We start from the raw sequence: 23,681 nt of genomic DNA, 5'->3' as shown, positions 1-23,681 counted from the left end.
AGCAGCGCGCGGAGACGAAGCGGGGGCGTACCGGGCGCGACTGGACGTAGCCCTTCCGGCCGTTTCCGGGGTTCGTCCCCGCGTCCCGTGCCCTTCTGGTCCCTTCCTGGTCCTCTCCTGTCCCCTCCCGTCTCCTCCCGTCCTTTCCCGTCCCACCCCTGTCACATTCGTGCCGCGCGATCCGTCAACGCAGTGACGACGGACCGCGGACCGCATGAGGGGTAGTGACCACCGATGACCGGAACCGACAACGAGTTCCTCGCCCGGCGCTTCGAGGCGCACCGGCCTCATCTGCGCGCCGTGGCCTATCGGATGCTCGGCTCGGCCGCCGAGGCGGACGACGCGGTCCAGGAGGCCTGGTTCCGGCTGAGCCGGTCCGAGAGCGAGCGGGTGGACAACCTCGGCGGCTGGCTGACGACCGTGGTCGGCCGGGTCTGCCTGGACATGCTGCGCTCCCGCAAGTCCCGCGCCGAGGAGCCCCTGGAGAGCGGCCCGACGACCCCGGCGCCCGCCGCCGACCCCGAGCAGGGCGCCCTCCTGGCGGACTCCGTCGGCATCGCCCTCCTCGTCGTGCTGGAGACCCTCACGCCCGCCGAGCGGCTCGCCTTCGTGCTGCACGACCTGTTCGCGGTGCCGTTCGAGGAGATCGGGGCCATCCTCGGCCGTTCGTCCGCGGCGGCCCGCCAGCTCGCCAGCCGGGCCCGGCGCCGCGTGCAGGGCGCCCCGGCGCCGGACGCCGACCTCGCCCGGCAGCGGGAGATCGTCGACGCCTTCCTGGCCGCCGCGCGCGACGGCGACTTCGAGGGGCTGCTGGAGGTCCTCGACCCGGACGTCGTGGCCCGTACCGACGCCGGCGTGACCACGGGCGCGGCGGCGGTCGCGTCCGGCGCGACGGCCTACGCCCACCTCGGCCGGTTGGCCCTGCCGGTCCTGGTGGACGGGGTGACGGGCCTGGTCGTGCCCGGCGCCGGCCGCCCGGAGCGCGCCCTGACCTTCACCTTCGTACGCGACCGCATCGCGGTGATCGACATCGTGACGGACCCCGAGCGGCTCGCGGCCCTCGACATCGAGCGTGGCTAGGACAGGCCCTGGTCCAGGTCGAGCACCCCGACCGTCTGGTCCCCGCTGGTCTCCCCGGTCTTCCGGAAACCCAGACCGAGGTAGAAACCCTCGGGGCCGGTCGGGCCGGGGTGCCAGGTGACGTACAGCCGCTCGGTGCCGCGGCGGCGCAGCTCCGCGGCCACGGCCTCGACGGCGAACCGGCCGTAGCCCTTGCCCTGTTCGTCGGCGGCGATGTTCAGCCGCCACAGGCCGGAGCGGAACAGGGTGCCGTCGTCGTTCCAGTCGATGTCGAGGAAGGCCATGAGGAAACCGACCGGACGCGCGCTCTCGCCGTCTCCGTCGACGATGAGCCGAGGCCAGGCGACGCCGGCCGGGCGGACGTACGCCTCGGCCAGGCACTGTACGACGGGCGAGACCGCGTGCTCCTGGTCGGGCCGCACGCTAATCCCGACGGCCGCTTCGAAATTCCCGGGTGTGACTTCTTCGAGGCGCGGCGCTGGAGTCGACGTCATCCGCGCACCATATGCGGGCTCGTCACACACCGGCCACAGAATTTCCACCGGGCGCACGCGAGTCGCCCGATTACCCCAACTGCCGGTAACGGCCCCGGAAATAGAGCAACGCGCCCCCGTCCGCACTCGGCACCCGCGCGGTCAGAACCCGCCCGATCACCAGCGTGTGGTCACCCGCCGTCACCCGCTGCTCGGTCCGGCACTCCAGGGTTGCGAGTGCACCGCCCACCAGGGGCGCGCCGGACGCCTCGCCGCGCCCGTACGCGATGTCCTCGAACAGCAGCCGGTCGCTGATGCGGCCCTTCATGGCGAAGCGGCCCGCGATGTGGCGCTGGCTCTCGGAGAGGACGGAGACCGCCCACAGGGGCTGTTCGTCGAGCAGGTCGTCCATGCGGGACCCGTTGCGCAGGCTGACCAGGACCAGCGGCGGGTCCAGGGAGACCGACATGAAGGCGGTGGCGGTCATGCCGACGTCCTCGCCGCCCGGCGCCAGGGGGTCGTCCGGGTCCAGCGGCGGCTCCTGCGCGGTCACCAGGACCACGCCCGCGGCCAGCCGGGACATCGCGGCCCGGAACTCGTCGTTGCTCACCCCCTCAGCATGCCGGGGCGTGGTGGCGGCGGTGGGGGAAGGCGGGGCAGGGGAAGTGTTCAGCACGCGGAAACGCTAATCTTCGGCCCGCACACGGCGCATCGGTCCTCCGCCCGAACCGGGTCCTAGGACCTCGTCTACGACTCCCGATGAAGCGTTCGTGCATGATGTCCGCGCACTCAGAAAGCTTGCGTTCAGTAAACGCACAGGGAAAACGCGGAAACCTCTCTCAATTGTTCATGTTCGCCTGTGACTTGAGTCACAAGGGCCATTAATTGTTGACCCTGTGTACCGAGTGGGCAGCGCGCTGTGATTCAGTGGCGTGGAAACCTGCAAGGACGATACGCCGAAGAGAACCCTTGATTCGCTGCGAGGTCTCGGGGGGAGGGCGAGCATGGAGAGCGAGTCGGAGCCGTATGTCCGCCTTGCGTCTCTGCGGCAGCTGCACCAGGTCATGGCCGACATGAACACGGCACGTAGCCTGGCGGACACACTGCAGACCGTCGCCGACGGCGCGGTCAACGCCCTCGGCTACGAGATGGCGTGCGTCAACCTCGTGCGCCCCGACGGCGACCTCGTCGTCGCCGCCTTCTCCGGCAACCCCGCCGCCGAGGCCCTCATCACCGGCCGGGCCGGTTCCCGCGCCTCCTGGGACCGCCGCCTGAACATGGGCGAGGCCTGGGGCGACCTGCGGTTCATACCGCACACCGAGGGCTGGGTGCTCGACGACGACGACGTACCGCAGTGGTACACGGACGGACCCGCGCCCCGCTTCGAGGACGAGTGGCACCCCTCCGACCGCCTCTTCGCGCCCATGTACACGCCCGGCGTCCAGGGCAGCGGCTCCGGCGAACTGCTCGGCGTGATCTCCGTGGACCGCCCGCGCAACGGCCGCCACCCCGGCGCCTGGGGCCGCGAGGCGCTCCAGATGTACGCGTTCCAGGCGGCCATCGCGATCAGCAACGCGCGTCTTCGCTCGAACATGCAGCGCGCCCTGGTCCGCCTGGAGCGGGAGCAGCAGGCGCTGCGCGCCAGCGAGGAAAGCTTCCGGCAGGCCTTCGAGTACGCCCCCTCCGGCATGGCCATAGCCGAGATGGGCGGTGACCAGCACGGACGGATACTGCGCACCAACGACGCCCTGTGCCGGCTGCTGGGCCGCCCCGCCTCCGCGATGCGCCGCTACTCCTTCTCCGACCTCGTCCATCCCGAGGACATAGGCACGCTCCTGCGCACCTCCGCCGAGGGTGGCCGCGCCGAGCTGCGTCTGGGCCGCCGCGACGGCTCCTACGTCTGGGTGTCCCTGCGCAACAGCGTCGTCGCCGACGCCGCCGACGGCCCCCGCTTCCTGCTCACCCACGTCGAGGACATCGAGGAGCGCAAGCGCCGCGAGCTCCAGCTCGCCCACCGCGCCTCGCACGACTCGCTCACCGGCCTGCCGAACTCCGCCGAGCTGCGCTCGCGCCTGTCGGCCCGCCTGTGCCATCGGCCCGCGCACGCCGACGAGATGGAGTCGCTGGACGCCGCCTACGGCCACCCCGCCTTCGACCTCAACGGCCACGGCTTCGACTTCGCGTCCGGTCCGGAGGCGTTCGACGCCTACGACCACCACGTGCACACGATCGCCCCCGAGGGTGAGCGCGACGACGGGACCAAGGGTCTCGCGGTGCTCTTCTGCGACCTCGACGGCTTCAAGTCGATCAACGACCGGTTCGGGCACAACGCGGGCGACGCGGTCCTCATCGAGGTCGCCCGGCGGCTGACCCGGGGCGTGCGCGACGGCGACACGGTGGCCCGGCTGGGTGGCGACGAGTTCGTGATCCTCGCCGACGGGCTCGGCAAGGCCGACGCCCAGGACCTGGCCGTTCGGCTGCGCAACGAGATCATCCAGCCGATCCGGGCCGAGGGCCGGGCGGTGCGCGTGGGTGCCAGTTTCGGCATCGGATGGGCGCACTGCGGCATGACTGCGGACGAGGTGTTGAAATCCGCTGACGAGCGGATGTACGTCGAGAAACGATCTCGTCCCAAACAACACAGGCGCGCCGGATGATCCGCAGGTCAGTGAGTTGATGCGGTCCGAGTCACCCGTTTGGGCCACTGAGAACGGGTAGGCTCGACACTCAATACCTGTACCGCATCCGCCCGCACCTGTTGAGGAGTACCAAGGGATGACGCCCGGCGACAACGGCGCGAGCACGCCCGAGGACGACGACCCGTTCGGCTATCTCTACGCCGATGGTCAGGCCCGGGGTGCCCAGCCGCCGTCCGGTGGCTACGGCTACCCGAACTCGGTCAGCAGAGTGCGCTCGGTCGGCGAGCGCACGTACGGCGGCCAGCAGGCGCAGGCGGTCCCGCAGCAGCAGGGCACCTACGGCCAGCCGAACGCGCACTACCAGGCGCCGGAGACCCTCCCGGGCGGCGCGCCGACCACGCAGCAGCCCCTCCCGGGCGGCGGGGGCCGCGGACGCGGTAGCGGCCCGAACACCAAGGGTCTGCTGATCGGCGCGGTCGCGGTGGTCGCTGCGGTCGTCATCGGCATCAGCATCGCGATGATGAACGGCAACTCCGACGACGACAAGGCGAGCGGCGGCGCCTCCACCTCCCCGACCCAGTCCCAGAGCGCCTCCCCGACCCCATCCAGCTCGGTGTCGAGCAGCGGCGAGCTGCCGAAGATCGACGCGAAGGCGCTGCTCCTGGAAGGCGGGACCACCACCGCCTCGGACATCAAGGGCGCCAAGGCGGACGGCGGTGTCTACGTCACCGGCTTCAACCAGGTCGGAGCGAAGGTCACCTGGGCCGTGAACGGCATCCAGAAGGCCGGCACCTATCGGCTGTACGTGCGCTACGGCGTCCCGGGCACGGACGCCGACGCAACTCTGGAGATCAACGGCAAGGCCAACACGCAACCGCTGAACATGAAGAACTTCGGCAACACACCCGAAGGCGACTGGGAAAAGGGCTGGAAGACCACGTGGGCCAACGTCAGCCTTAACCAAGGCACCAACACGATCGACATCGCCTGCAACGACGGCAATCAGTGCAACGCCCTCATCGACCAGATGTGGCTGGTCAACGACTGAGTTCCGGAGTCGTATCCCAACCTCGGCGGCCCCGGAGCTGTTGGCTTCCGGCGGCTGCCGAGGTGGGCCTGACTCTCACCGACTCAGATGCGTCCGCCTTCGACGCAGAGGACGGCTGCCCAACCCGTCATACCACCCCACCTCACCTTGCCCCAGTCGTTGCCCCGATCCGAATCTTTCGCTATTGGTCGATGTAGCGAACAGGCGATCATCTGATTATCCGGCGGGCATGAGAGGAAGGGCGCTTTTCAGTCAAACTGCTGGGCGGGCATATCCGGCGAGGGTTGCAAAGCTTTCACCTTCGAGGCTGACCGACCTCACCAGCCGCCGACCGCGGCAACAGGGCCTCCTGGGCGCTCCTGGTCCCGATGACCACGAGCCGCGCGGGAGGCCCTTGTGTCATGCTCACCCGTCCGACGGATCACCCGGGCGGGAGGACTCGCGCGCCTCCTGGGCCGCGCCGACCGCGGCCGCCAGCGGTGACCGGCAGTCGGGGTTCAGCCGGATCTCGATGTCGTCGGACGGCGTCTGCGGCGCCGGGTCGGCGGTGACGCGGACCCGTATGGGACGGCCGGTGTCGGCCTCGACGAAGGACAGGGGCGGGCGGCCTTCCTGCAGATGCGCGTCGCCCCACTGCATCAGCGACAGGAGCACCGGCAGCAGCTCCTCGCCGGCCTCGGTGAGCCGGTACTCCTCGCGTGCCCGGCTGCCCGGCTCCCGGTAGGGGACGGGCGCGACGATCCGCGCGGCCTTCAGCTGGGCGAGTGCCCGGGACACCGCGGGTGCCGAGGCCCCGATCCGCGCCACGAAGTCGTCGAACCTGGTCGTGCCGTAGAAGCACTCGCGGACCACCAGGAACGCCGTCCTGGTGCTGAGCAGTTCCAGCACCCGCCCCGCCGAGCACTCGTCGCCGATCGGCCACGGATCCCGGTCGCGCAGCCGGTCCTCGAAATTCATCGCCATGCCGCCAGTGTAACTAACGCTTGCGTTAGCCAGCAGGGCGTGCTTCCATCTCACTAACGGACTCGTTACTCAGATGGGAGCTGCCATGGTTGCGGTAGCGGACAAGGTGGTCATGGTCACCGGGGGCCGGCGGGGACTCGGCGCGGCGCTGGTGGACGAGCTGCTGGCACGCGGGGCGCGCAAGGTGTACTCGACCGCCCGCTCGGCGTACACCGACGACCGGCCGCAGGTGGTGACCGCCGAGCTGGAGGTCCGCTCGCAGGCGTCCGTCGCCGCCCTCGCGGAGGCCGCCACCGACGTCGACATCGTGTTCAACAACGCCGGGATCCTGCTTCCGGCCCCGCTGCTGACGGGTGACTTCGAGGACGCCCGCACGACGTTCGACGTCAACGTCTTCGGGCCGCTGCGGGTGGCACGGGCCTTCGCGCCGATCCTGGCCGCGAACGGCGGGGGCGCGCTGGTGAACATGCACTCCGTGCTGTCCTGGCTGGCCGGCAGTGGCGCCTACGGGGCGTCCAAGGCGGCGGCGTGGTCCCTCACGAACTCGCTCCGAGTCGAACTGGCGGGCCAGCAGACCCAGGTCGTCGGCGTGCACGCGGGGTTCATCGACACCGAGATGGTCTCCGCCATGAACCTGCCCAAGGCGACCCCGGCCGAGGTGGCCGCGCGGATCGTGGACGGCCTGGAGGCCGGGGCCACGGAGGTGCTCACCGACGACGTCACCGTCGCCACCAAGGCGGCGCTGTCCGGCCCCGTGGAGCGCCTGACCTTCCCGACCGCCCGCTGACCCGACACCCGACACCCGATCGAGGAGTACCGCCGTCATGCCCCTGTGGACCGTTCACCACACGCCCGGAACCTTCACCGACGAGGAGCAGCAGCGACTCGCCTCCCGCATCACCGACCACTACGAGGAGATCGGGCTGCCCCGGTTCTACGTGGTCACGGTGTTCCACGAGATCCGGCCCGAGAACATGTACGTCGGCGGGGAGCCCACCCCGGCCGGGGTCCGCATCACCATCGACCACATCGCGCGCCACAACCCCGACCAGGAGAGCCGGCGCCGGACCGCCCAGTGGGTCAAGCGCATCCTGCAGCCCTACCTCGAACGGGACGCCGGGCTGCACTGGGAGTTCAGCGTCGACGAGACCAGCGAGGACCTCTGGATGATCAACGGGCTCGTACCGCCGCCCGGAGGTTCCGAGACCGAGAAGCTCTGGGCCGAGAACAACGCGACTTCCCCCTATTAAGCGGGAAATCAAGCATCCGGCGGGACATCAAGCGGGTCGGGGCGACCGCTGGGCCGCGCCGACCTCACCCGTCACCGAGATCCGCCCCACCAGCTCGTCGTACGTCGCCCGGTCGAACTCGCCCGCCGCCGGCGCCCGTACCGTCGCCGCCGACAGGGCGACCGCGCGGGCCAGGCGTTCCGGCCAGGGCAGGTGCTCCACCAGGCCCGACAGCAGGCCCGCCACCGCAGAGTCGCCGGCGCCGGTCGGGTTGCCGAGGACGCGGGCGGGCGGGGCGGCGCGCCAGCGGCCCTCCGGGGTGTGGGCGAGCAGGCCCTCGGCGCCCAGGGAAGCCACCACCGCATGGGCGCCCCGGCGCCGGGCGTCCTGGGTGGCGCGCAACGGCTCGTGGGAGCCGGTGAGTTCGGCCAGTTCCTCGGCGTTCGGCTTGACGATGTCGGGGCGGGCGGCGACCCCGCGGCGCAGCGGTTCCCCGCTGGTGTCCAGCAGCACGGGCACGCCCGCGGTTCGCGCGGTCCGTATCAGTCCCGCGTACGCGCCCACCGGCACCCCCGGCGGCAGGCTGCCGCACAGCGCCACTGCCGAAGCCCCGCGCAGCAGTTCGCCGTACGCGTCCTGGAAGGCGGCCCACTCGGCCGGGGCGACCTGCGGTCCCGGCTCGTTCAGCTGGGTGGTGTCGCCGGACAGCTCGTCGACGACGGCGATGGTGCGCCGGGTGGCCCCGGCGACCGGGACCAGCGCGTCCACCATGCCGCGCAGGTCCGCGAGCCCGTCCCGCACCGCGAGACCGGTGCCGCCGCCCGCGAACCCGGTGACCGTCACCCGGTGCCCGAGGGCGGCGAGGACCCGCGCCACGTTGAGACCCTTGCCGCCCGGCCGCTCGAAGACGTCCGAGACCCGATGGGTCGCGTGGGGCCGCAGGGACCGTACGCGATAGGTGATGTCGAGAGCGGTGTTCAGCGTGACCGTGAGGATCACCCGGGCCGACCTCCCTCGAAGTGTGTGCGCCTGCCTGTCCGTTCCGGAGCCCGATCATGCCAAAGAGACGGCGACCGGCCCAGACCGCGGGGTCGGCCACCGTCTCGGTGCGCGCGCTGTACGGGGGACGGATCAGGGCAGTTGGGGAGCGACCACCCATTCGCCCTGGCGCATCACGCCCTTGACGGCGAAGCCGTCGTCCAGCAGGACCAGATCGGCGTCCTTGCCGGGCTCCAGCGAGCCCACCCGGTCGTCCATGCCGAGCAGCCGGGCCGGGTTGGCGGACAGGGCCGCGACCACGTCCTCCACCGGCAGTCCGTCGACGGTCACCGCCCGCTGGAAGGCGCGGTCCAGCGTCAGCGTGGAGCCCGCGATCGAGCCGCCGTGCACCAGCCGTGCCACCCCCTCGGCGACCTCGACCTCCAGCGGGCCGAGCATGTAGCGGCCGTCGCCGATCCCGGCCGCGTCCATCGCGTCGGTGATGAACGCGACCCGCCGCGCGCCCGCGTGACGGAACGCCAGCTCCAGCGCGGCCGGGTGCAGATGCGTGCCGTCGTTGATCAGCTCGACGGTGACCCGCTCGTCCTCCAGGAGGGCGGCGACCGGGCCCGGGGAGCGGTGGCCGAGGGCGGGCATGGCGTTGAAGAGGTGGGTGGCCACCGTGGCGCCCGCGTCGATCGCCTCGACCGTCTGCTCGTACGTCGCGTCGGTGTGCCCGACGGCGGCGATGACCCCGTGGTCCGCCAGCAGCCGCACCGAGTCGAGACCGCCCGGCAGTTCGGTGGCGAGGGTGACCATCCTGGCCTTCCCGCGCCCCGCGTCGATCAGCTTGCGCACCTCCGCGGGGTCCGGGTCGCGCAGCAGGTCCTCGGAGTGCGCGCCCTTGCGGCACGGCGAGATGAACGGTCCCTCGAAGTGGATCCCGGCGAGATCGCCCTGCTCGGCCAGCTCCGACAGGAGACCGGCCTGCTTGACGAGGAAGTCCATGTCGTCGGTGACGGTGGAGGCGACCAGGGTGGTCGTGCCGTGCAGCCGGTGGGTGCGGACGGCCGTCAGGACCTCGTCGACCGCGCCGGAGAAGGACGCGCCGCCGCCGCCGTGATTGTGGATGTCGACGAATCCGGGGACCAGCCAGTGCCCGCTCACGTCGACGACCCGCGCGTCCGGGGGCGCCGCGCCCGCGATCCGCGTGCCCTCGACGATCACACGGCCGTCGTTCACGATCCCGGTGGGCAGCACCACCCGGGCGCCGGCGAGAACCAAGCTGGGGGCCATCAGGCGGTTACCTCCGAAGGGTCAGTGGTTTCGAGGAGATCCCGGGCGAGGAGCCCCGCGCCCAGGCAGCCGGCGGTGTCCCCGAGGGCGGCGGGGACGACGGAAGGCAGCTTCTGGAAGGTGACGCGTTGCCGGACGGCCTCCCGCAGCGGTGTGAACAAGGTTTCCCCCGCTTCGGCCAGCCCGCCACCGATGATCAGCGTGCGCGGGTCCAGCAGGGTGAGCGCGGTGACCAGCCCGTCGGCGAGGGCGTCCACCGCCTCCTGCCAGACGCGGACGGCGTTCGGATCGCCGGACGCGACGGCCTTCGCACAGTCGGAGGCGTCGGCGTCCGGGTCCCCGCAGGCGGCGGCCCAGGCCTCGCTCACTGCCGACGCCGAGGCGTACCGCTCCAGACAGCCGCGCTGCCCGCACGGGCACGGGGTCCCGCCGGGCCGGACGACGATGTGCCCGATCTCGCCCGCGAAGCCGTGCGCCCCCGCCTCCACCCGGCCGTCCAGCCCGATGGCGCCCGCGATCCCGGTGCCCAGGGGCACGAACAGGAACCGGTCCGCGCCCTTGCCCGCGCCGATCCGGCCCTCGGCGAGCCCGCCGGTGCGCACGTCGTGGCCGAGCGCGACCGGGCTGCCCAGGCGCTTTTCCAGCAGGTCGCGCAGGGGTACGTCGCGCCAGCCCAGGTTGGCCGCGTAGACGGCGATGCCGCGCCGCTCGTCGACGATGCCGGGGACGGCGACGCCGGCGGCGACCGCGGGTTCGCCGAAGCGCTCGGCGCCGTACGCGCGCAGCTCGGCGGCGAAGTCCAGGATGCCCTCGACCACCGCGCCGGGGCCGCGCTCGCGCCCGGTCGCCCGGCGGGCCCGGTGCAGCAGCTCGCCGCCGTCCCCGACCAGGGCGGCCTTCATCCCGGTGCCGCCCACGTCGAGGGCGATGACATGTCTCACGGGAACAGTGTGGACCTGCGACCCGCGAGAGGTCTAGTCCACTTGCGTGGTGTAGACCTTATGGGTCCACATATTGAACAGCGAGACAGCAGGGTTGGTTCGTAGTAGTGCGTCGGCGTAGGGCAGGAATGATCGCGGTGGTGTCCGCACTGGGCATGACGGCGGTGCTCGGCGGTTGTGGGAGCACGGGATCCTCGGACGTGACCCTCAGACTGGTGGCCGCCGACTACGGCGACTCGCCGACGAACAGCTCCAAGGAGTACTGGGAGCAGCTGGCCAAGGCCTACGAGGCCGAGCACTCCGGCGTGAAGATCGACGTCAGCGTCTACTCCTGGAAGGACGTCGACCGCAAGGTCAAGGAGATGGTGGACGCCGGCGACGCGCCCGACATGGCGCAGATCGGCGCGTACGCCGACTACGCGGCCGCGGACAAGCTCTACCCGGTCTCCGACCTGCTCTCCATCCCCACGCAGGCCGGCTTCCTCTCCCAGCTCTCCGAGGCCGGCGAGTGGAACCACATCCAGTACGGCATCCCGTTCGCCGCGTCCACGCGCGTCCTCTTCTACAACAAGACCCTCTTCGCCAAGGCCGGCATCACCACCCCGCCCACCACCTGGAGCGAGCTCGCGGCCGACGCCGAGGCGCTCAAGGGCGACGGCGTGAAGTACCCGTACGCGCTGCCGCTCGGCCCCGAGGAGGCGCAGGCGGAGACGATGCAGTGGCTGCTCAGCGGCGGCAACGGCTTCACCGACGACGTCGGCACCTACACCATCAACTCCGCGCAGAACGTGGACACCTTCACCTGGCTCAAGGACGAGCTGGTCGGCAAGGGCCTGACCGGGCCCGTCGCGCCGGGCGAGCTCAACCGCGCCGACGCGTTCGCCGCCTTCGCCGACGGCCGGGTCGGCATGCTCAACGGGCACCCGACGCTGATGAAGCAGGCCGCCAAGAAGGGCGTGCGGTTCGGCATGGTGCCGATGCCCGGGCGGACCGGGGTGTCCAGGTCCTCCATGGGCGTCGCCGACTGGATGATGGCCTTCAAGCAGCACGGCCACGCCGACCAGGTCGGCGACTTCCTCGACTTCGTCTACACCGACAAGAACGTCCTCGGCTTCTCCCGCCGGTACGGACTGCTGCCGGTCACCAGCTCGGCCTCCGACACCATGGCCCAGTCCGCCCGGGACGAGGACCTCCACCCCTTCCTGGAGCAGCTGCCCACCTCCGCGCTCTACCCCGTCGGCAAGACCTCCTGGGCCGCGGTCAGCGCCGACGTCAAGAAGAGCATCGGCCAGGTCGTCGCTCCCGGCGGCAGCCCGACCGGCATCCTCAGCCGGCTACAGGCCGAGGCGACGACCGCGGACAGCCGTAACGCGAGCTGAGTCGGCTGTCGGTCGCGGGGGATAACGTGCGGGTATGGATCAGGACGACCTGGACCCGCGCGAGCGGTCCATCCTCGCGCTGGAACGCCGGGGCTTTCCGGGCCCCGGCGCCAAGGAGCGGGCGATACGCGAGGAACTGGGCCTGGCCCCCGTCCGCTACTACCAGCTGCTCAACGCCCTGCTGGACGACGCCCGGGCACTCGCCCACGACCCGGTGACCGTCAACCGGCTGCGGCGGGTGCGGGACCAGCGGCGCTCGGAGCGCTGAGGCCCCCGGCCGTGCGGGCGCGCGCCGCGCCGCGGTGCGCCCCCGTTGCCCCATGGGTGAGTCCACCGTCCCCTGGATAGGGTCGCCCCATGGGCACCCATACGACGGACTCGACCGACCCCATGGACCCGCTGCCGACACCGACCACCCAGGCCGGCCGCGATGGCCTCGCGGCCCTGCTCGCCCGGCCCCGCACCGCCGTGATCGGCCTCGACTTCGACGGCACCCTCGCCCCGATCGTCGCCGACCCCGAACAGGCCCGGGCCCACCCCGAGGCCGTACCGGCGCTCGCTCTCCTCGCCCCGAAGGTGGCCTCCGTGGCCGTGGTCACCGGCCGCCCGGCCGGGGTCGCCGTGCGGCACGGCGGCTTCGCCGGTGTACCCGGCCTGGAGCACCTCGTCGTCCTCGGCCACTACGGCGCCGAACGCTGGGAGGCCGCGAGCGGAGAGGTCAGCGCGCCGCCCCCGCACCCCGGCGTCGCGGCCGTCCGCGCCGAGCTGCCCGGATTCCTCGACCGGATCGGCGCCTGGCACGGCACCTGGATCGAGGAGAAGGGGCGCGCCGTGGCCGTCCACACCCGCCGCGCCGACGATCCGCAGGCCGCCTTCGAGGCCCTGCGCGAACCCCTCGCCGAACTCGCCACCCGGCACGGCCTGATCGTCGAATCGGGCCGGATGGTCCTGGAACTGCGCCCGCCCGGCATGGACAAGGGCGTCGCCCTGCTGGAGTACGTCCGCCGGATCGGCGCCGAGTCGGTGGTGTACGCCGGCGACGACCTCGGCGACCTCCCGGCCTTCGCCGCCGTCGACAAGCTCCGCTCCGACGGCGTCCCCGGTCTGCTGGTGTGCAGCGGCAGCTCCGAGGTGACGGAACTGGCCGAACGGGCGGACCTGGTGGTGGACGGTCCGCAAGGGGTCGTACGCCTGCTGCGGACGCTGGCGGCTCACCTGGACTGATCGGGGTCCAGCGCGTGCAGCTGGTCCAGGAACCACTGGGTCGGCGGCAGCGCGGTGGCCGCGGCGGCCAGCCGCTTGGTCCGCTCCGCCCGCTCGTCGAGGGGCATGGTCAGCGCCCGGTGCAGCGCGCTCGCCGTGCCCCCGATGTCGTACGGGTTCACCGTCAGCGCGTCGTCGCCCAGCTCCTCGAACGCCCCGGCCTCCCGGGACAGCACCAGCGCGCAGCCCTCGTCGGAGACGACCGGGATCTCCTTGGCGACCAGGTTCATACCGTCCCGGATCGGGTTCACCAGGGCCACGTCCGCCAGCCGGTAGGCGGCCAGGGAGCGCGCGAAGTCGTCCTTGACGTGCAGCACGACCGGGGTCCAACCCGGCGTCCCGTACCGCGAGTTGATCTCCTCGGCGACGCGTCGCACCTGCGACGTGTAGTCGCGGTAGACGGCCAGGTCCTGCCGGGAGGGGTAGGCGAAGGCCACGTGCACGACCCGCTCGCGCCACTCGGGACGGTCGTCCAGCAGCTGCCGGTACGCCAGCAGCCCGCGCACGATGTTCTTCGACAGCTCGGTGCGGTCCACCCGGACGATCGTTTTGCGGCCCTCGCCGATCTCCGCGCGCAGCGCGGTCATCCGCTCGGCCACGTCCGGCTCGTGCGCCCGCTTGCGCAGGAAGTCCGCGTCCGCGCCGAGCCCGTGCACGCCGATTCGCGTGCCGGACGGGATCCCGGGGCCGAGCACCGCGTGACAGCAGTCGGTGAAGGCGTCAGCCCAGCGCCGGGTGAGGAAGGCCGCGCGGTCGGCGCCGAGGATGCCGCCGAGCAGCTTGGCCGCGATGTCGTCGGGCAGGAGACGGAAGTAGTCCGGCGGGGCCCACGGGGTGTGCGAGAAGTGGCCGATCCGCAGATCGGGCCTCAGCTGCCGGAGCATCCGGGGAGCGAGGGCGAGGTGGTAGTCCTGGATCACCACCGCGGCGCCCTCGGCGGCCTCCTCTGCCAGCGCCTCGGCGAAGGCCCGGTTGTAGGCCTCGTACGACGCCCACTGGCGCCGGAACTCCGCGTCGAAGACCGGCTCCAGCGGGGTCTGGTAGAGCATGTGGTGGACGAACCAGAGCACGGAGTTGGCGACGCCGTTGTACGCGTCGGCGAAGACCGTCGCGTCGATGTCCAGCATCCGAACCTGCTGGCCGCCGGTCGCGTCCGCGGACAGCCGCCGCCCGCCGTGCGAGCGGCGCACCGCCTCCCGGTCGGCGTCGCTCAGCGCGGCGCACACCCATACCGCGTCGGTGTGCGGCCCGATGGCCGACAGCCCCGAGACCAGCCCGCCGCCGCCCCGTTTGGCGTGCAGCGCGCCGCCCTCGCGCACCTCGTACGAAACCGGGCCGCGATTGGACGCGACCAGCACCTCAGCACTGTGCGTGGAAGCCATACGCCTCAACCTAGCCCGGCCCGGAAACGCTCAAACGTACGGTCCACCCGTCGAGGGGGCCGTATACAGCCGTTCTCGACCGGGCTCAGGCCACCCGGCGTGCGGCGTACTCCGCGATCTCCACCATGGGCGGCCGCTCCTCCGTGTCCACCGAGTAGGTGCGTGGCTCGAAGCCGTCCTCGCCCCGCTCGAACTGGGTGAGGGAGGGACGCACCAGGTGCCCGCGGGCCAGTCTCAGCTGCGCGGTGCGGTAGATCGCGGCGGCCATCCGGCCCAACGCCTGCCCGTCCTGGTGCCGGTGCTTGCGCACCCCGACGTCGACCTGGGCGAGCGCGTCCAGGCCCACCAGGTGCAGGGCGTCGACCAGCATGCCCAGCTCGACGCCGTACCCGACCGGGAACGGCAGCTGTTCCAGCAGCGAGCGGCGGGCCGCGTACTCGCCGCCCAGCGGCTGCACGAAACCGGCCAGCTGGGGCCAGTGCATGTTGAGCAGCGGGCGGGCCATCAGTTCGGTGACCCGGCCGCCCTGGCCCGCCGCCCCCGCCAGCGGGCGGTCGTACATGGCCTTGACGAGGTCGACGTCCGGCTCGGTGAGCAGCGGGCCGACGATCCCGGAGACGAAGTCGGAGGAGAACTCCCTCAGGTCGGCGTCGATGAAGCAGAGGATGTCCCCGCCGGTGACCAGCAGGGAGCGCCACAGCACCTCACCCTTGCCGGGGACGGCCGGCAGGCGCGGCAGGATGTCGTCGCGGTGGACGACCCGGGCACCCGCGGCGGCGGCCACCGCGGCGGTGCGGTCGGTGGACCCGGAGTCCACGACGACGAGCTCGTCGACGAGCGGAACCTGCCTCATGAGGTCATGACGGATCACGGCGACGATGTCGCCGACCGTCTCCTCCTCGTTCAGCGCGGGCAGCACGACGGAGACCGACTGACCCGTACGCTGCTTGGCGGCGAGTATCTGGTGGAGGGGGCGGTCGGTCACGGACCAGGAGCGGGTGGCCAGCCAGCGCTCGACTTCTTCCAGCACAGTCAGCGGCTCCTCACGTTGTCTCGCGGTTCGGACGACTATCTCAACTGTCCTGGCCTTCGGTTACAGTCTTGAGCAACGCCGATGACCATCGCATGTCGAGGGTCGTGGGCATTTACAACCACATACAGCTCATCCAGAGGGGCAGAGGGAAACGGCCCGATGAAGCCCCGGCAACCCTCCAGTCGGTTCTCCTGACACGTGCAGCGAGGCTCCCGGCTAGGGAAGGTGCCAAATCCGTCTCACGGCGAGATGCGTCGTGAGGAAGATGAGGAGAAAGGGCCTCGCCTCACATGGCTGTGCAGACTGTTGCCACCACCACCGATCCCAGCGTCGACCTCGGTCCCGCCGCCGCCCTGAGCTGCCGCGAGTGTGGTCACCGAGTACCCCTCGGACCCGTGTTCGCCTGCGAGGAGTGTTTCGGCCCGCTGGAGATCGCGTACGACTTCTCGGCCTACGACACCGAGGAACTCCGCAAGCGCATCGAAGCGGGACCCGCGAACATCTGGCGCTACGCGCCGCTGCTGCCCGTCCCCGCGGACGTGGCCGACAAGCCCAACCTGAACCCCGGCTGGACCAAGCTCGTCAAGGCCGATCACCTGGCCGCGGAGCTCGGCGTGACCGGCGGGCTGTACGTGAAGGACGACTCCGGCAACCCGACGCACTCCTTCAAGGACCGGGTGGTCGCGCAGGCGCTGGAGGCGGCTCGCGCCTTCGGCTTCACCACCCTGTCCTGCTCCTCGACCGGCAACCTGGCCGGTGCCGTCGGCGCCGCGGCCGCCCGCGCCGGCCTGCGCTCCTGCGTGTTCATCCCGCACGACCTGGAGCAGGGCAAGGTCGTCATGGCCGCGATCTACGGCGGCGAACTCGTCGGCATCGAAGGCAACTACGACGACGTGAACCGCTTCTGCTCCGAGCTGATCGGCGACCCGGCCGGCGAGGGCTGGGGCTTCGTCAACGTCAACCTGCGGCCGTACTACGCGGAGGGCTCCAAGACCCTGGCGTACGAGATCTGCGAGCAGCTCGGCTGGCGGCTGCCCGACCAGATCGTGGTCCCGATCGCCTCCGGCTCCCAGCTCACGAAGATCGACAAGGGTCTGCAGGAGCTGATCAAGCTCGGTCTGGTCGAGGACCGGCCGTACCGGATCTTCGGTGCGCAGGCCGAGGGCTGCTCCCCGGTGTCCACCGCCTTCAAGGCCGGCCACGACGTCGTCCGCCCGCAGAAGCCGAACACCATCGCCAAGTCCCTCGCCATCGGCAACCCGGCCGACGGCCCGTACGTCCTGGACATCGCGCGCCGCACCGGCGGTGCCGTGGAGGACGTGACGGACGAACAGGTCGTGGACGCCATCAAGCTGCTGGCCCGCACCGAGGGCATCTTCGCCGAGACGGCGGGCGGTGTGACGGTGGGCGTGACGAAGAAGCTCATCGAGAACGGGGTCCTCGACCCGGCTCTCACCACCGTCGTCCTGAACACCGGCGACGGCCTCAAGACCCTCGACGCGGTGGCCGGCACCGGCCTGACCGCCACCATCCGCCCGAACCTGGACTCCTTCCGAGAGGCTGGCCTCGCATGAGCGTGACCGTCCGCATCCCCACCATCCTGCGCACCTACACCGGCGGTCAGGCCGAGGTGACGGCCGAGGGCGCGACCCTCGCCGAGGTCATCGAGAGCCTGGAGAAGAACCACACGGGGATCGCCGCCCGGGTCCTGGACGACCAGGGCAAGCTGCGCCGCTTCGTGAACGTGTACGTCAACGACGACGACGTCCGCTTCGAGCAGGGCCTGGAGACGGCCACCCCGGACGGCGCAGGTGTCTCGATCATTCCGGCCGTCGCGGGCGGCTGATCATTACCTTGGGTAACTTCAGTTACCGATTGTTCATCTGATGGCCCCCTCCGTGAGAGAAGCGGAGGGGGCAATTCAGTGTGGTTGATCGCGGTACAGTTGGGGAACTCGCCGCCGATCCCCGGGTCGCGAGCCCCGGATTGATGCCGCACGCCCGACAAGAAGTAGCCAAAGTGCGCGGCCTAATTGCGGCGTATATCCCCTTTGTAGGGCCCGACTTGCCCTGAATTCAGGCGAATTCTCGCCACATTCCGGACCGGGCACGTCCAGAATTCTCGTCCGATTGACCTGTTGCAGACGGCAGTTGGACAGATACATTCAGCCGCGGTCGACGCGTTCCGGCGCACGCCCCCAAGCCAACCGGGGGGTGAGGTCTGACCCGGATCCGCGAGGTGTGGATCTGTGCAAGGGCCAGTAATAGGGGAGTTAGGCATGGCTCAGGGCACCGTCAAGTGGTTCAACGCGGAGAAGGGGTACGGCTTCATCGCGGTCGACGGTGGTGCGGACGTCTTCGTCCACTACAGCGCGATTCAGATGGACGGCTACCGCACCCTGGAAGAGGGCCAGCGGGTCGAGTTCGAGATCTCGCAGGGCCAGAAGGGCCCGCAGGCCGACATGGTTCGCGTCACCGCCTGAACGTTCTTAGCGCGAAGGGCCCGCACCCCTCGGGGGGTGCGGGCCCTTCGTCCTGTTCGCCCCAGGCTGATCCCCCGGAGGCGCTTGCACTCGGCATGCCCGAGTGCTAATCATTGGCGTTAGCACTCTGAAGGTGAGAGTGACAACGAAGGACCGGGTCGGTGAGGCCCGCAGGCCAAGTGGGGCAAGGAACCACGGGGCTTGCGAGCCGTCCGTCGCGGGCGCGGGCGCGGTCCGAAGAATCACCCCCAGTCCTGGAGGGACCACTTCACATGGCCAAGATCATCGCGTTCGACGAGGAGGCGCGGCGCGGCCTCGAGCGCGGCATGAACCAGCTCGCGGACGCCGTGAAGGTGACGCTCGGCCCCAAGGGCCGCAACGTCGTCCTCGAGAAGAAGTGGGGCGCCCCCACGATCACCAACGATGGTGTCTCCATCGCCAAGGAGATCGAGCTCGAGGACCCGTACGAGAAGATCGGCGCCGAGCTGGTCAAGGAAGTCGCCAAGAAGACGGACGACGTCGCCGGTGACGGTACGACCACCGCGACCGTGCTCGCCCAGGCGCTGGTCCGCGAGGGCCTGCGCAACGTCGCCGCCGGCGCCAACCCGATGGCCCTCAAGCGCGGTATCGAGAAGGCCGTCGAGGCCGTCTCCGCCGCCCTGCTGGAGCAGGCCAAGGACGTCGAGACCAAGGAGCAGATCGCTTCCACGGCCTCCATCTCCGCCGCCGACACCCAGATCGGCGAGCTCATCGCCGAGGCCATGGACAAGGTCGGCAAGGAAGGCGTCATCACCGTCGAGGAGTCCCAGACCTTCGGTCTGGAGCTGGAGCTCACCGAGGGTATGCGCTTCGACAAGGGCTACATCTCGGCGTACTTCGCCACCGACATGGAGCGGATGGAGGCGTCGCTCGACGACCCGTACATCCTGATCGCCAACTCCAAGATCGGCTCCGTCAAGGACCTGCTCCCGCTCCTGGAGAAGGTCATGCAGTCGGGCAAGCCGCTGCTGATCATCGCCGAGGACGTCGAGGGCGAGGCCCTGTCGACCCTGGTCGTCAACAAGATCCGCGGCACCTTCAAGTCCGTCGCCGTCAAGGCCCCGGGCTTCGGTGACCGCCGCAAGGCCATGCTCGGCGACATCGCCATCCTCACGGGCGGCGAGGTCATCTCCGAGGAGGTCGGCCTCAAGCTGGAGAACGCGACCCTGGACCTCCTGGGCCGCGCCCGCAAGGTCGTCATCACCAAGGACGAGACCACCATCGTCGACGGTGCCGGCTCCACCGACCAGGTCGCCGGTCGCGTGAACCAGATCCGCGCCGAGATCGAGAACAGCGACTCCGACTACGACCGCGAGAAGCTGCAGGAGCGCCTGGCCAAGCTCGCCGGCGGCGTCGCGGTCATCAAGGCCGGTGCCGCCACCGAGGTGGAGCTCAAGGAGCGCAAGCACCGCATCGAGGACGCCGTGCGCAACGCCAAGGCGGCCGTCGAGGAGGGCATCGTCGCCGGTGGTGGCGTGGCCCTGCTGCAGACCACCAACGTCTTCGAGAAGCTGGAGCTGGAGGGTGACGAGGCGACCGGTGCCGCCGCCGTCAAGCTCGCCCTCGAGGCCCCGCTGAAGCAGATCGCCGTCAACGCCGGCCTCGAAGGCGGCGTCGTGGTGGAGAAGGTGCGCAACCTGACCCCGGGTCACGGCCTGAACGCCGCCACCGGCGAGTACGTCGACCTGGTCAAGGAAGGCATCATCGACCCGGCGAAGGTGACCCGTTCCGCGCTGCAGAACGCCGCCTCCATCGCCGCGCTGTTCCTCACCACCGAGGCCGTCATCGCCGACAAGCCGGAGAAGTCCGCGGCCCCGGCCGGCGGCGGCATGCCGGGCGGTGACATGGACTTCTGATCGACCTCTGGTTGATCGACCGTCCTGACCGAGGGCGGCACCTCCTGTGAGAACAGGGGGTGCCGCCCTCGGGCGTTTTCCGGCGGCCCGCGGCGTTCCGGTGTCCGGGTGTCCCGGCACCCTGTGACTGGTTTCACAGGCCGGAAGCACCCAGGAGCGGAATGGGGAGACCCGGACCGGTGATTGTTTGAGTAGGTGCAACAATGCGTATGCACATACCCATCGGTCAGCCGAGTCCCCCTCAGGAGCCCCCACGTGACCCTCACGACGCCCCCCGCCTCCCGCGCGGCCCGGATCCTCTCGCGGCCCCTCTCGATCAACGGGCTCACGGTGCCCAACCGGATCGCGATGGCCCCGATGACGCGGATGTTCTCCCCGGGCGGCATCCCCGGCGAGGACGTGCTGTCGTACTACGCGCGCCGCGCCGCCGCCGGTGTCGGGCTCATCGTCACCGAGGGGACGTACGTCGGGCACGACTCGGCCGGGCAGAGCGACCGGGTGCCCCGGTTCCACGGCGAGGAGCAGCTGGCCGGCTGGGCGAAGGTCGCCGACGCCGTGCACGCGGCGGGCGGCACGATCGTGCCCCAGCTGTGGCACATCGGCATGGTCCGCAAGCAGGGCCAGCCGCCGTTCGCGGACGCCCCCGCCGTCGGCCCGTCCGGCCTGGTCACCGAGGGTGCCGAGACCACCGGCAAGGCCATGACCCAGCAGGACCTGGACGACGTCGTCGCCGCGTTCGCCCAGGCCGCGGCCGACGCCGAGCGCATCGGCTTCGACGGCGTCGAGCTGCACGGCGCCCACGGCTACCTCCTCGACCAGTTCCTGTGGGCGGGCACCAACCGCCGTACCGACGCCTACGGCGGCGACCCGGTGGCCCGCACCAAGTTCGCGGCGGAGATCGTCGCGGCGGTCCGCGAGCGGGTGTCCCCGGACTTCCCGGTCCTCTTCCGCTACTCGCAGTGGAAGCAGCAGGACTACGCGGCCCGCCTCGCCGAGACCCCCGAGGAGCTGGAGGCGATCCTCGCGCCGCTGGCCGCCGCCGGCGTCGACGCCTTCCACGCCTCCACCCGCCGCTACTGGCTGCCCGAGTTCGACGGCGCCGACCTGAACCTCGCCGGCTGGACGAAGAAGCTCACCGGGAAGCCGGTCATCTCCGTCGGCTCGGTCGGCCTCGACAGTGAGTTCCTGGGTGCCTTCCAGGGCGAGGGCTCCGCGGTCAAGGGCATCGACAACCTGCTGGACCGGCTGGAGGCCGAGGAGTTCGACATGGTCGCCGTCGGCCGCGCGCTGCTCCAGGACCCCGAGTGGGCGGCGAAGGTGCTCACCGACCGCTTCGACGAGCTGAAGCCGTACGACGCGGCCGCGCTGCAGACCCTCAGCTGAACCGGCGTCGGACCGCCGGGCACTCGTGATCGTTCCCGTCCGTTCTCCTGACGACCAGTGAGGAGCGAGCATGACGACGAGCGAGTCACAGCACCGGGCGGAGACCGCCGGACCCGTGGTGCGCACCGCCACCGGCGCGGTGCGCGGCCGCCACGAGGACTCCCTGGCGGTGTTCCGGGGCATCCCCTTCGCCGAACCCCCCGTCGGCGAGGCCCGGTTCCAGGCCCCGCGCCCGGCCCGGCCCTGGTCCGGCACCCGGGAGGCGTACGCGTTCGGGCCGCCGCCTCCGCAGGACCTGGGCGTCCAGGGCAATGCGGTCGCGGCGGCCGGCGATCCCGCGGACGACGACTGGCTGACTGTGAACGTGTGGACGCCCGAGGCGGACCGGTCCGCCGGCCGCCCGGTCATGGTGTGGATCTACGGCGGCTCCTACAAGATGGGCCACGCGGGCCAGCCGTCCTACGACGCCCGGCGCATCGCCCGGGACGGCGACGTCGTCGTGGTCACCTTCAACTACCGCGTGGGTGTGGAGGGATTCACCCACCTGGACGGCGCTCCGGCCAACCGCGGCCTGCTCGACCAGGTGGCCGCCCTGGAGTGGGTGCGGGAGAACATCGCGGGGTTCGGCGGCGACCCCGAGCAGGTCACCGTCTTCGGCGAATCGGCCGGAGCGGGCTCGGTGGCCTCGCTGCTGGCGATGCCGAGGGCCCGCGGACTGTTCCGGCGGGCGGTGGCGCAGAGCCTGCCGGGCACGTTCTTCTCCGACGAGCTGGCGCGGGACATGGCGGCGGCGCTGGCGGCGGAGGCGGGCCTCAAGCCCACGGCGGCGGACCTGGCCACCGTCGATCCGCGGCAACTGATCTCCGCCGGGCAGGCGTTGAGCGCCAAGATGCCCGGCCGCATCGACAGCTGGGGGCAGGCCGCGCCGACGGTCACGCCCTTCGCCCCGATCGTCGACGGTGACGTCCTGCCCACCACCCCCTGGCAGGCCCTTACGGCGGGCGCGGCCCGGGACGTGGACCTCCTGGTCGGCCACAACCGCGACGAGTTCCGGCTCTTCATGGCCATGGGCGGCATGCTCGGCAGGATCACCGACGACCGGCTCACGCAGACCCTGCGCCTGCTGGCCCCGGGAGGCGAGGCGGGCGAACGGGCCTACCGCGCGGCCCTCCCGGACGCCTCCCCGTCCGACCTGTTCGAACGGGTCCAGACGGACTGGCTGTTCGCCATGCCGACCCTGCATCTCGCCGAGGCCCAGCTGACGGGCGGCGGCAGCGCCCACGTCTACGAATTGACCCTGCCGGCCCCGGGCAACGGCGGCGTACTGGGCGCCTGCCATGCCCTGGACATCGCCCTGCTCTTCGGCACGTACCACGCGGTCGTGGGCGGTCTGCTCTTCGCGGGGGCGGAGGTATCGGCCGAGACGCAGGAGCTGTCGGCCCTCTTCCGCCGCTCCTGGACGTCGTTCGCCCGAACGGGAGACCCGGGCTGGCCGGTGTACGACACCGAGGCCCGCCTCGTGCGGATACTCGACACGGCCCCGACGGTCACGGCCTACCCTCACGAGCGCCGCAGACTCCTGTGGGAGGGGTACGACTTCCCGGCCCTGCCGTTGCTCGGTCAGAGGTTGCCCATGGGCTCGATGTCGACCTGCACGGGGGTGCCCCAGATCCGCAGTACCTCGTAGTCGCTGAACTCGTGCACGAGCCGGTAGGCCATGGCGGGCCGGGATCCGCGCCGCTGGGCGGCCAGATACGCCTCGGCCTCGCGCCGGTCCCGCCGGGGCGTTCCGCACAGCTGCCATTCGCGCCCGTTCCAGGCCTCGGGCAGCCAGCGCTGCTGGGGCTGGGGGCGGTCGGCCCGGACGCCGTAACGGGAGGGGCCGGTGGCGACCGGTTCGGTGGCGGTCGGCCTGCTGCCCTGGAACTCCGAGCGCCGGGCGGCCCGGCGCCGGGTCTCGCAGAGCAGACACAGATCGGGGGCGTCCTCGTCGACGGGGCCGTGCGGATGCTCGGGGCAGCGGGTCGCGGGCGCGCCGGCCGCGACGCTCTCGTCCAGCAGGTCGAGGGCGCGCCGCAGGTCGGCCTTGATCTCGTACAGCCGGGCGTCCGGGGTGTCGGCCGTGAGGGCCTCCCCGTGCTCCCCGAGCAGCCGGAGCGCCCGGCCGAGGGCGGTGAGCTGGGCGTGGTTCATGCCCACCAGCTTCCCACTCCCGCC

General features: G+C 71.2%; 23 protein-coding genes and 1 riboswitch. Of the genes, 14 read left to right on the top strand and 9 right to left on the bottom strand.

The genetic code is table 11. The features are described from left to right. Window positions 1–234 precede the first annotated feature (234 nt). Window positions 235–1,080, top strand: coding sequence for a sigma-70 family RNA polymerase sigma factor (locus IPZ69_RS21875; RefSeq protein ID WP_235455920.1), 846 nt, complete (start codon window positions 235–237; stop codon window positions 1,078–1,080). On the opposite strand, the gene IPZ69_RS21870 is transcribed toward IPZ69_RS21875, so the two are convergent. Beyond that, the gene (locus tag IPZ69_RS21870) at window positions 1,077–1,574 is read right to left on the bottom strand and encodes a GNAT family N-acetyltransferase (RefSeq protein WP_235455919.1); all 498 of its coding nucleotides are present in this window, start codon (window positions 1,572–1,574) and stop codon (window positions 1,077–1,079) included. The two genes, IPZ69_RS21875 and IPZ69_RS21870, sit on opposite strands and share 4 nt — an antisense overlap. 70 nt (window positions 1,575–1,644) lie before the next feature. After that, window positions 1,645–2,229 (bottom strand): flavin reductase family protein, encoded by a 585-nt coding sequence (locus IPZ69_RS21865; RefSeq protein ID WP_235455918.1) that lies wholly within the window; start codon window positions 2,227–2,229, stop codon window positions 1,645–1,647. 328 nt (window positions 2,230–2,557) lie between these two features. On the opposite strand from IPZ69_RS21865, the gene cdgB reads away from it, so the two are divergent. Then, window positions 2,558–4,210: a diguanylate cyclase CdgB gene (gene cdgB / locus IPZ69_RS21860; protein WP_235455916.1), complete on the top strand. Its 1,653-nt coding sequence runs from the start codon at window positions 2,558–2,560 to the stop codon at window positions 4,208–4,210. Window positions 4,211–4,328: 118 nt separating this feature from the next. Next, on the top strand, window positions 4,329–5,240 hold the full coding sequence (locus tag IPZ69_RS21855) for a CBM35 domain-containing protein (protein WP_235455914.1): 912 nt from the start codon (window positions 4,329–4,331) through the stop codon (window positions 5,238–5,240). Window positions 5,241–5,645: 405 nt separating this feature from the next. Here the strand turns inward: IPZ69_RS21855 and IPZ69_RS21850 are convergent, their stop codons facing one another. Continuing rightward, on the bottom strand, window positions 5,646–6,203 hold the full coding sequence (locus tag IPZ69_RS21850; protein WP_235455913.1) for a winged helix-turn-helix transcriptional regulator: 558 nt from the start codon (window positions 6,201–6,203) through the stop codon (window positions 5,646–5,648). Window positions 6,204–6,288: 85 nt separating this feature from the next. On the opposite strand from IPZ69_RS21850, the gene IPZ69_RS21845 reads away from it, so the two are divergent. Then, window positions 6,289–6,990: an SDR family oxidoreductase gene (locus tag IPZ69_RS21845; protein ID WP_235455912.1), complete on the top strand. Its 702-nt coding sequence runs from the start codon at window positions 6,289–6,291 to the stop codon at window positions 6,988–6,990. 37 nt (window positions 6,991–7,027) lie between these two features. Further along, a complete protein-coding gene (locus IPZ69_RS21840; protein WP_235455911.1) occupies window positions 7,028–7,453 on the top strand; it encodes a tautomerase family protein in 426 nt (141 codons plus the stop codon). Window positions 7,454–7,480: 27 nt separating this feature from the next. On the opposite strand, the gene IPZ69_RS21835 is transcribed toward IPZ69_RS21840, so the two are convergent. The 3 genes from IPZ69_RS21835 to IPZ69_RS21825 form a co-directional block, all read right to left on the bottom strand. Beyond that, window positions 7,481–8,431, bottom strand: coding sequence for a 1-phosphofructokinase family hexose kinase (locus IPZ69_RS21835; protein ID WP_235455910.1), 951 nt, complete (start codon window positions 8,429–8,431; stop codon window positions 7,481–7,483). 132 nt (window positions 8,432–8,563) lie between these two features. Next, window positions 8,564–9,706, bottom strand: coding sequence for an N-acetylglucosamine-6-phosphate deacetylase (nagA, locus tag IPZ69_RS21830; RefSeq protein ID WP_235455909.1), 1,143 nt, complete (start codon window positions 9,704–9,706; stop codon window positions 8,564–8,566). Beyond that, on the bottom strand, window positions 9,706–10,647 hold the full coding sequence (locus IPZ69_RS21825; protein WP_235455908.1) for an ROK family protein: 942 nt from the start codon (window positions 10,645–10,647) through the stop codon (window positions 9,706–9,708). Before IPZ69_RS21825 ends, nagA begins: the two co-directional genes overlap by 1 nt. Window positions 10,648–10,775: 128 nt before the next feature. Between IPZ69_RS21825 and IPZ69_RS21820 the strand changes: the two genes are divergently transcribed. The 3 genes from IPZ69_RS21820 to otsB all read left to right on the top strand — a co-directional run bounded on the left by IPZ69_RS21820 (window position 10,776) and on the right by otsB (window position 13,250). After that, window positions 10,776–12,026, top strand: coding sequence for an extracellular solute-binding protein (locus IPZ69_RS21820; protein WP_235455907.1), 1,251 nt, complete (start codon window positions 10,776–10,778; stop codon window positions 12,024–12,026). 34 nt (window positions 12,027–12,060) lie between these two features. Continuing rightward, the gene (locus IPZ69_RS21815) at window positions 12,061–12,294 is read left to right on the top strand and encodes a DUF3263 domain-containing protein (protein WP_235455906.1); all 234 of its coding nucleotides are present in this window, start codon (window positions 12,061–12,063) and stop codon (window positions 12,292–12,294) included. A gap of 89 nt (window positions 12,295–12,383) precedes the next feature. Further along, complete coding sequence (otsB, locus tag IPZ69_RS21810) at window positions 12,384–13,250, top strand: trehalose-phosphatase (RefSeq protein WP_235455904.1); 867 nt, start codon at window positions 12,384–12,386, stop codon at window positions 13,248–13,250. On the opposite strand, the gene IPZ69_RS21805 is transcribed toward otsB, so the two are convergent. Continuing rightward, entirely contained in the window at window positions 13,238–14,671 is a 1,434-nt protein-coding gene (locus IPZ69_RS21805) for an alpha,alpha-trehalose-phosphate synthase (UDP-forming) (protein ID WP_235455903.1), read from the bottom strand. The two genes, otsB and IPZ69_RS21805, sit on opposite strands and share 13 nt — an antisense overlap. An 85-nt stretch (window positions 14,672–14,756) precedes the next feature. Next, complete coding sequence (locus IPZ69_RS21800) at window positions 14,757–15,701, bottom strand: glucosyl-3-phosphoglycerate synthase (RefSeq protein WP_235455901.1); 945 nt, start codon at window positions 15,699–15,701, stop codon at window positions 14,757–14,759. Window positions 15,702–15,830: 129 nt separating this feature from the next. Next, window positions 15,831–15,976, top strand: a riboswitch (SAM riboswitch). An 18-nt stretch (window positions 15,977–15,994) separates the two neighbouring features. Here IPZ69_RS21800 and thrC point away from each other — a divergent pair. From thrC to IPZ69_RS21770, 6 genes are all read left to right on the top strand, one after another. After that, entirely contained in the window at window positions 15,995–17,278 is a 1,284-nt protein-coding gene (thrC, locus tag IPZ69_RS21795; RefSeq protein ID WP_235455899.1) for a threonine synthase, read from the top strand. Next, on the top strand, window positions 17,275–17,550 hold the full coding sequence (locus tag IPZ69_RS21790) for a ubiquitin-like small modifier protein 1 (RefSeq protein WP_235455898.1): 276 nt from the start codon (window positions 17,275–17,277) through the stop codon (window positions 17,548–17,550). The genes thrC and IPZ69_RS21790 overlap by 4 nt, the downstream gene beginning before the upstream one ends. A gap of 432 nt (window positions 17,551–17,982) precedes the next feature. Beyond that, entirely contained in the window at window positions 17,983–18,186 is a 204-nt protein-coding gene (locus IPZ69_RS21785) for a cold-shock protein (RefSeq protein WP_004986573.1), read from the top strand. 272 nt (window positions 18,187–18,458) lie between these two features. After that, window positions 18,459–20,081, top strand: a complete 1,623-nt coding sequence (groL, locus tag IPZ69_RS21780) for a chaperonin GroEL (protein ID WP_235455897.1) — start codon at window positions 18,459–18,461, stop codon at window positions 20,079–20,081. Between the two features lie 255 nt (window positions 20,082–20,336). Further along, window positions 20,337–21,464 carry an NADH:flavin oxidoreductase gene (locus tag IPZ69_RS21775; protein WP_235455896.1) on the top strand — a complete coding sequence of 376 codons (1,128 nt, stop codon included), beginning with the start codon at window positions 20,337–20,339 and terminating at the stop codon, window positions 21,462–21,464. 70 nt (window positions 21,465–21,534) lie between these two features. Then, window positions 21,535–23,151 carry a carboxylesterase/lipase family protein gene (locus tag IPZ69_RS21770; protein WP_235455895.1) on the top strand — a complete coding sequence of 539 codons (1,617 nt, stop codon included), beginning with the start codon at window positions 21,535–21,537 and terminating at the stop codon, window positions 23,149–23,151. Here the strand turns inward: IPZ69_RS21770 and IPZ69_RS21765 are convergent. Further along, the gene (locus IPZ69_RS21765) at window positions 23,085–23,657 is read right to left on the bottom strand and encodes a hypothetical protein (protein ID WP_235455894.1); all 573 of its coding nucleotides are present in this window, start codon (window positions 23,655–23,657) and stop codon (window positions 23,085–23,087) included. The two genes, IPZ69_RS21770 and IPZ69_RS21765, sit on opposite strands and share 67 nt — an antisense overlap. Window positions 23,658–23,681 lie beyond the last annotated feature (24 nt).

The sequence above is a fragment of the Streptomyces olivochromogenes genome (genome assembly GCF_021538895.1).
Taxonomy (GTDB): domain Bacteria; phylum Actinomycetota; class Actinomycetes; order Streptomycetales; family Streptomycetaceae; genus Streptomyces; species Streptomyces olivochromogenes_A.
This window is presented reverse-complemented; position numbering and strand designations above follow the sequence as displayed.

Bases quoted from the DNA above. Each gene is read 5' to 3' on its own strand.
- IPZ69_RS21875 (WP_235455920.1), top strand. From the start codon at position 235: ATGACCGGAACCGACAACGAGTTCCTCGCCCGGCGCTTCGAGGCGCAC.
- IPZ69_RS21870 (WP_235455919.1), bottom strand. From the start codon at position 1,574: ATGACGTCGACTCCAGCGCCGCGCCTCGAAGAAGTCACACCCGGGAAT.
- cdgB (WP_235455916.1), top strand. From the start codon at position 2,558: ATGGAGAGCGAGTCGGAGCCGTATGTCCGCCTTGCGTCTCTGCGGCAG.
- IPZ69_RS21855 (WP_235455914.1), top strand. From the start codon at position 4,329: ATGACGCCCGGCGACAACGGCGCGAGCACGCCCGAGGACGACGACCCG.
- IPZ69_RS21850 (WP_235455913.1), bottom strand. From the start codon at position 6,203: ATGGCGATGAATTTCGAGGACCGGCTGCGCGACCGGGATCCGTGGCCG.
- IPZ69_RS21845 (WP_235455912.1), top strand. From the start codon at position 6,289: ATGGTTGCGGTAGCGGACAAGGTGGTCATGGTCACCGGGGGCCGGCGG.
- IPZ69_RS21840 (WP_235455911.1), top strand. From the start codon at position 7,028: ATGCCCCTGTGGACCGTTCACCACACGCCCGGAACCTTCACCGACGAG.
- nagA (WP_235455909.1), bottom strand. From the start codon at position 9,706: ATGGCCCCCAGCTTGGTTCTCGCCGGCGCCCGGGTGGTGCTGCCCACC.
- IPZ69_RS21820 (WP_235455907.1), top strand. From the start codon at position 10,776: ATGATCGCGGTGGTGTCCGCACTGGGCATGACGGCGGTGCTCGGCGGT.
- IPZ69_RS21815 (WP_235455906.1), top strand. From the start codon at position 12,061: ATGGATCAGGACGACCTGGACCCGCGCGAGCGGTCCATCCTCGCGCTG.
- otsB (WP_235455904.1), top strand. From the start codon at position 12,384: ATGGGCACCCATACGACGGACTCGACCGACCCCATGGACCCGCTGCCG.
- IPZ69_RS21805 (WP_235455903.1), bottom strand. From the start codon at position 14,671: ATGGCTTCCACGCACAGTGCTGAGGTGCTGGTCGCGTCCAATCGCGGC.
- thrC (WP_235455899.1), top strand. From the start codon at position 15,995: ATGGCTGTGCAGACTGTTGCCACCACCACCGATCCCAGCGTCGACCTC.
- IPZ69_RS21790 (WP_235455898.1), top strand. From the start codon at position 17,275: ATGAGCGTGACCGTCCGCATCCCCACCATCCTGCGCACCTACACCGGC.
- IPZ69_RS21785 (WP_004986573.1), top strand. From the start codon at position 17,983: ATGGCTCAGGGCACCGTCAAGTGGTTCAACGCGGAGAAGGGGTACGGC.
- groL (WP_235455897.1), top strand. From the start codon at position 18,459: ATGGCCAAGATCATCGCGTTCGACGAGGAGGCGCGGCGCGGCCTCGAG.
- IPZ69_RS21770 (WP_235455895.1), top strand. From the start codon at position 21,535: ATGACGACGAGCGAGTCACAGCACCGGGCGGAGACCGCCGGACCCGTG.
- IPZ69_RS21765 (WP_235455894.1), bottom strand. From the start codon at position 23,657: ATGAACCACGCCCAGCTCACCGCCCTCGGCCGGGCGCTCCGGCTGCTC.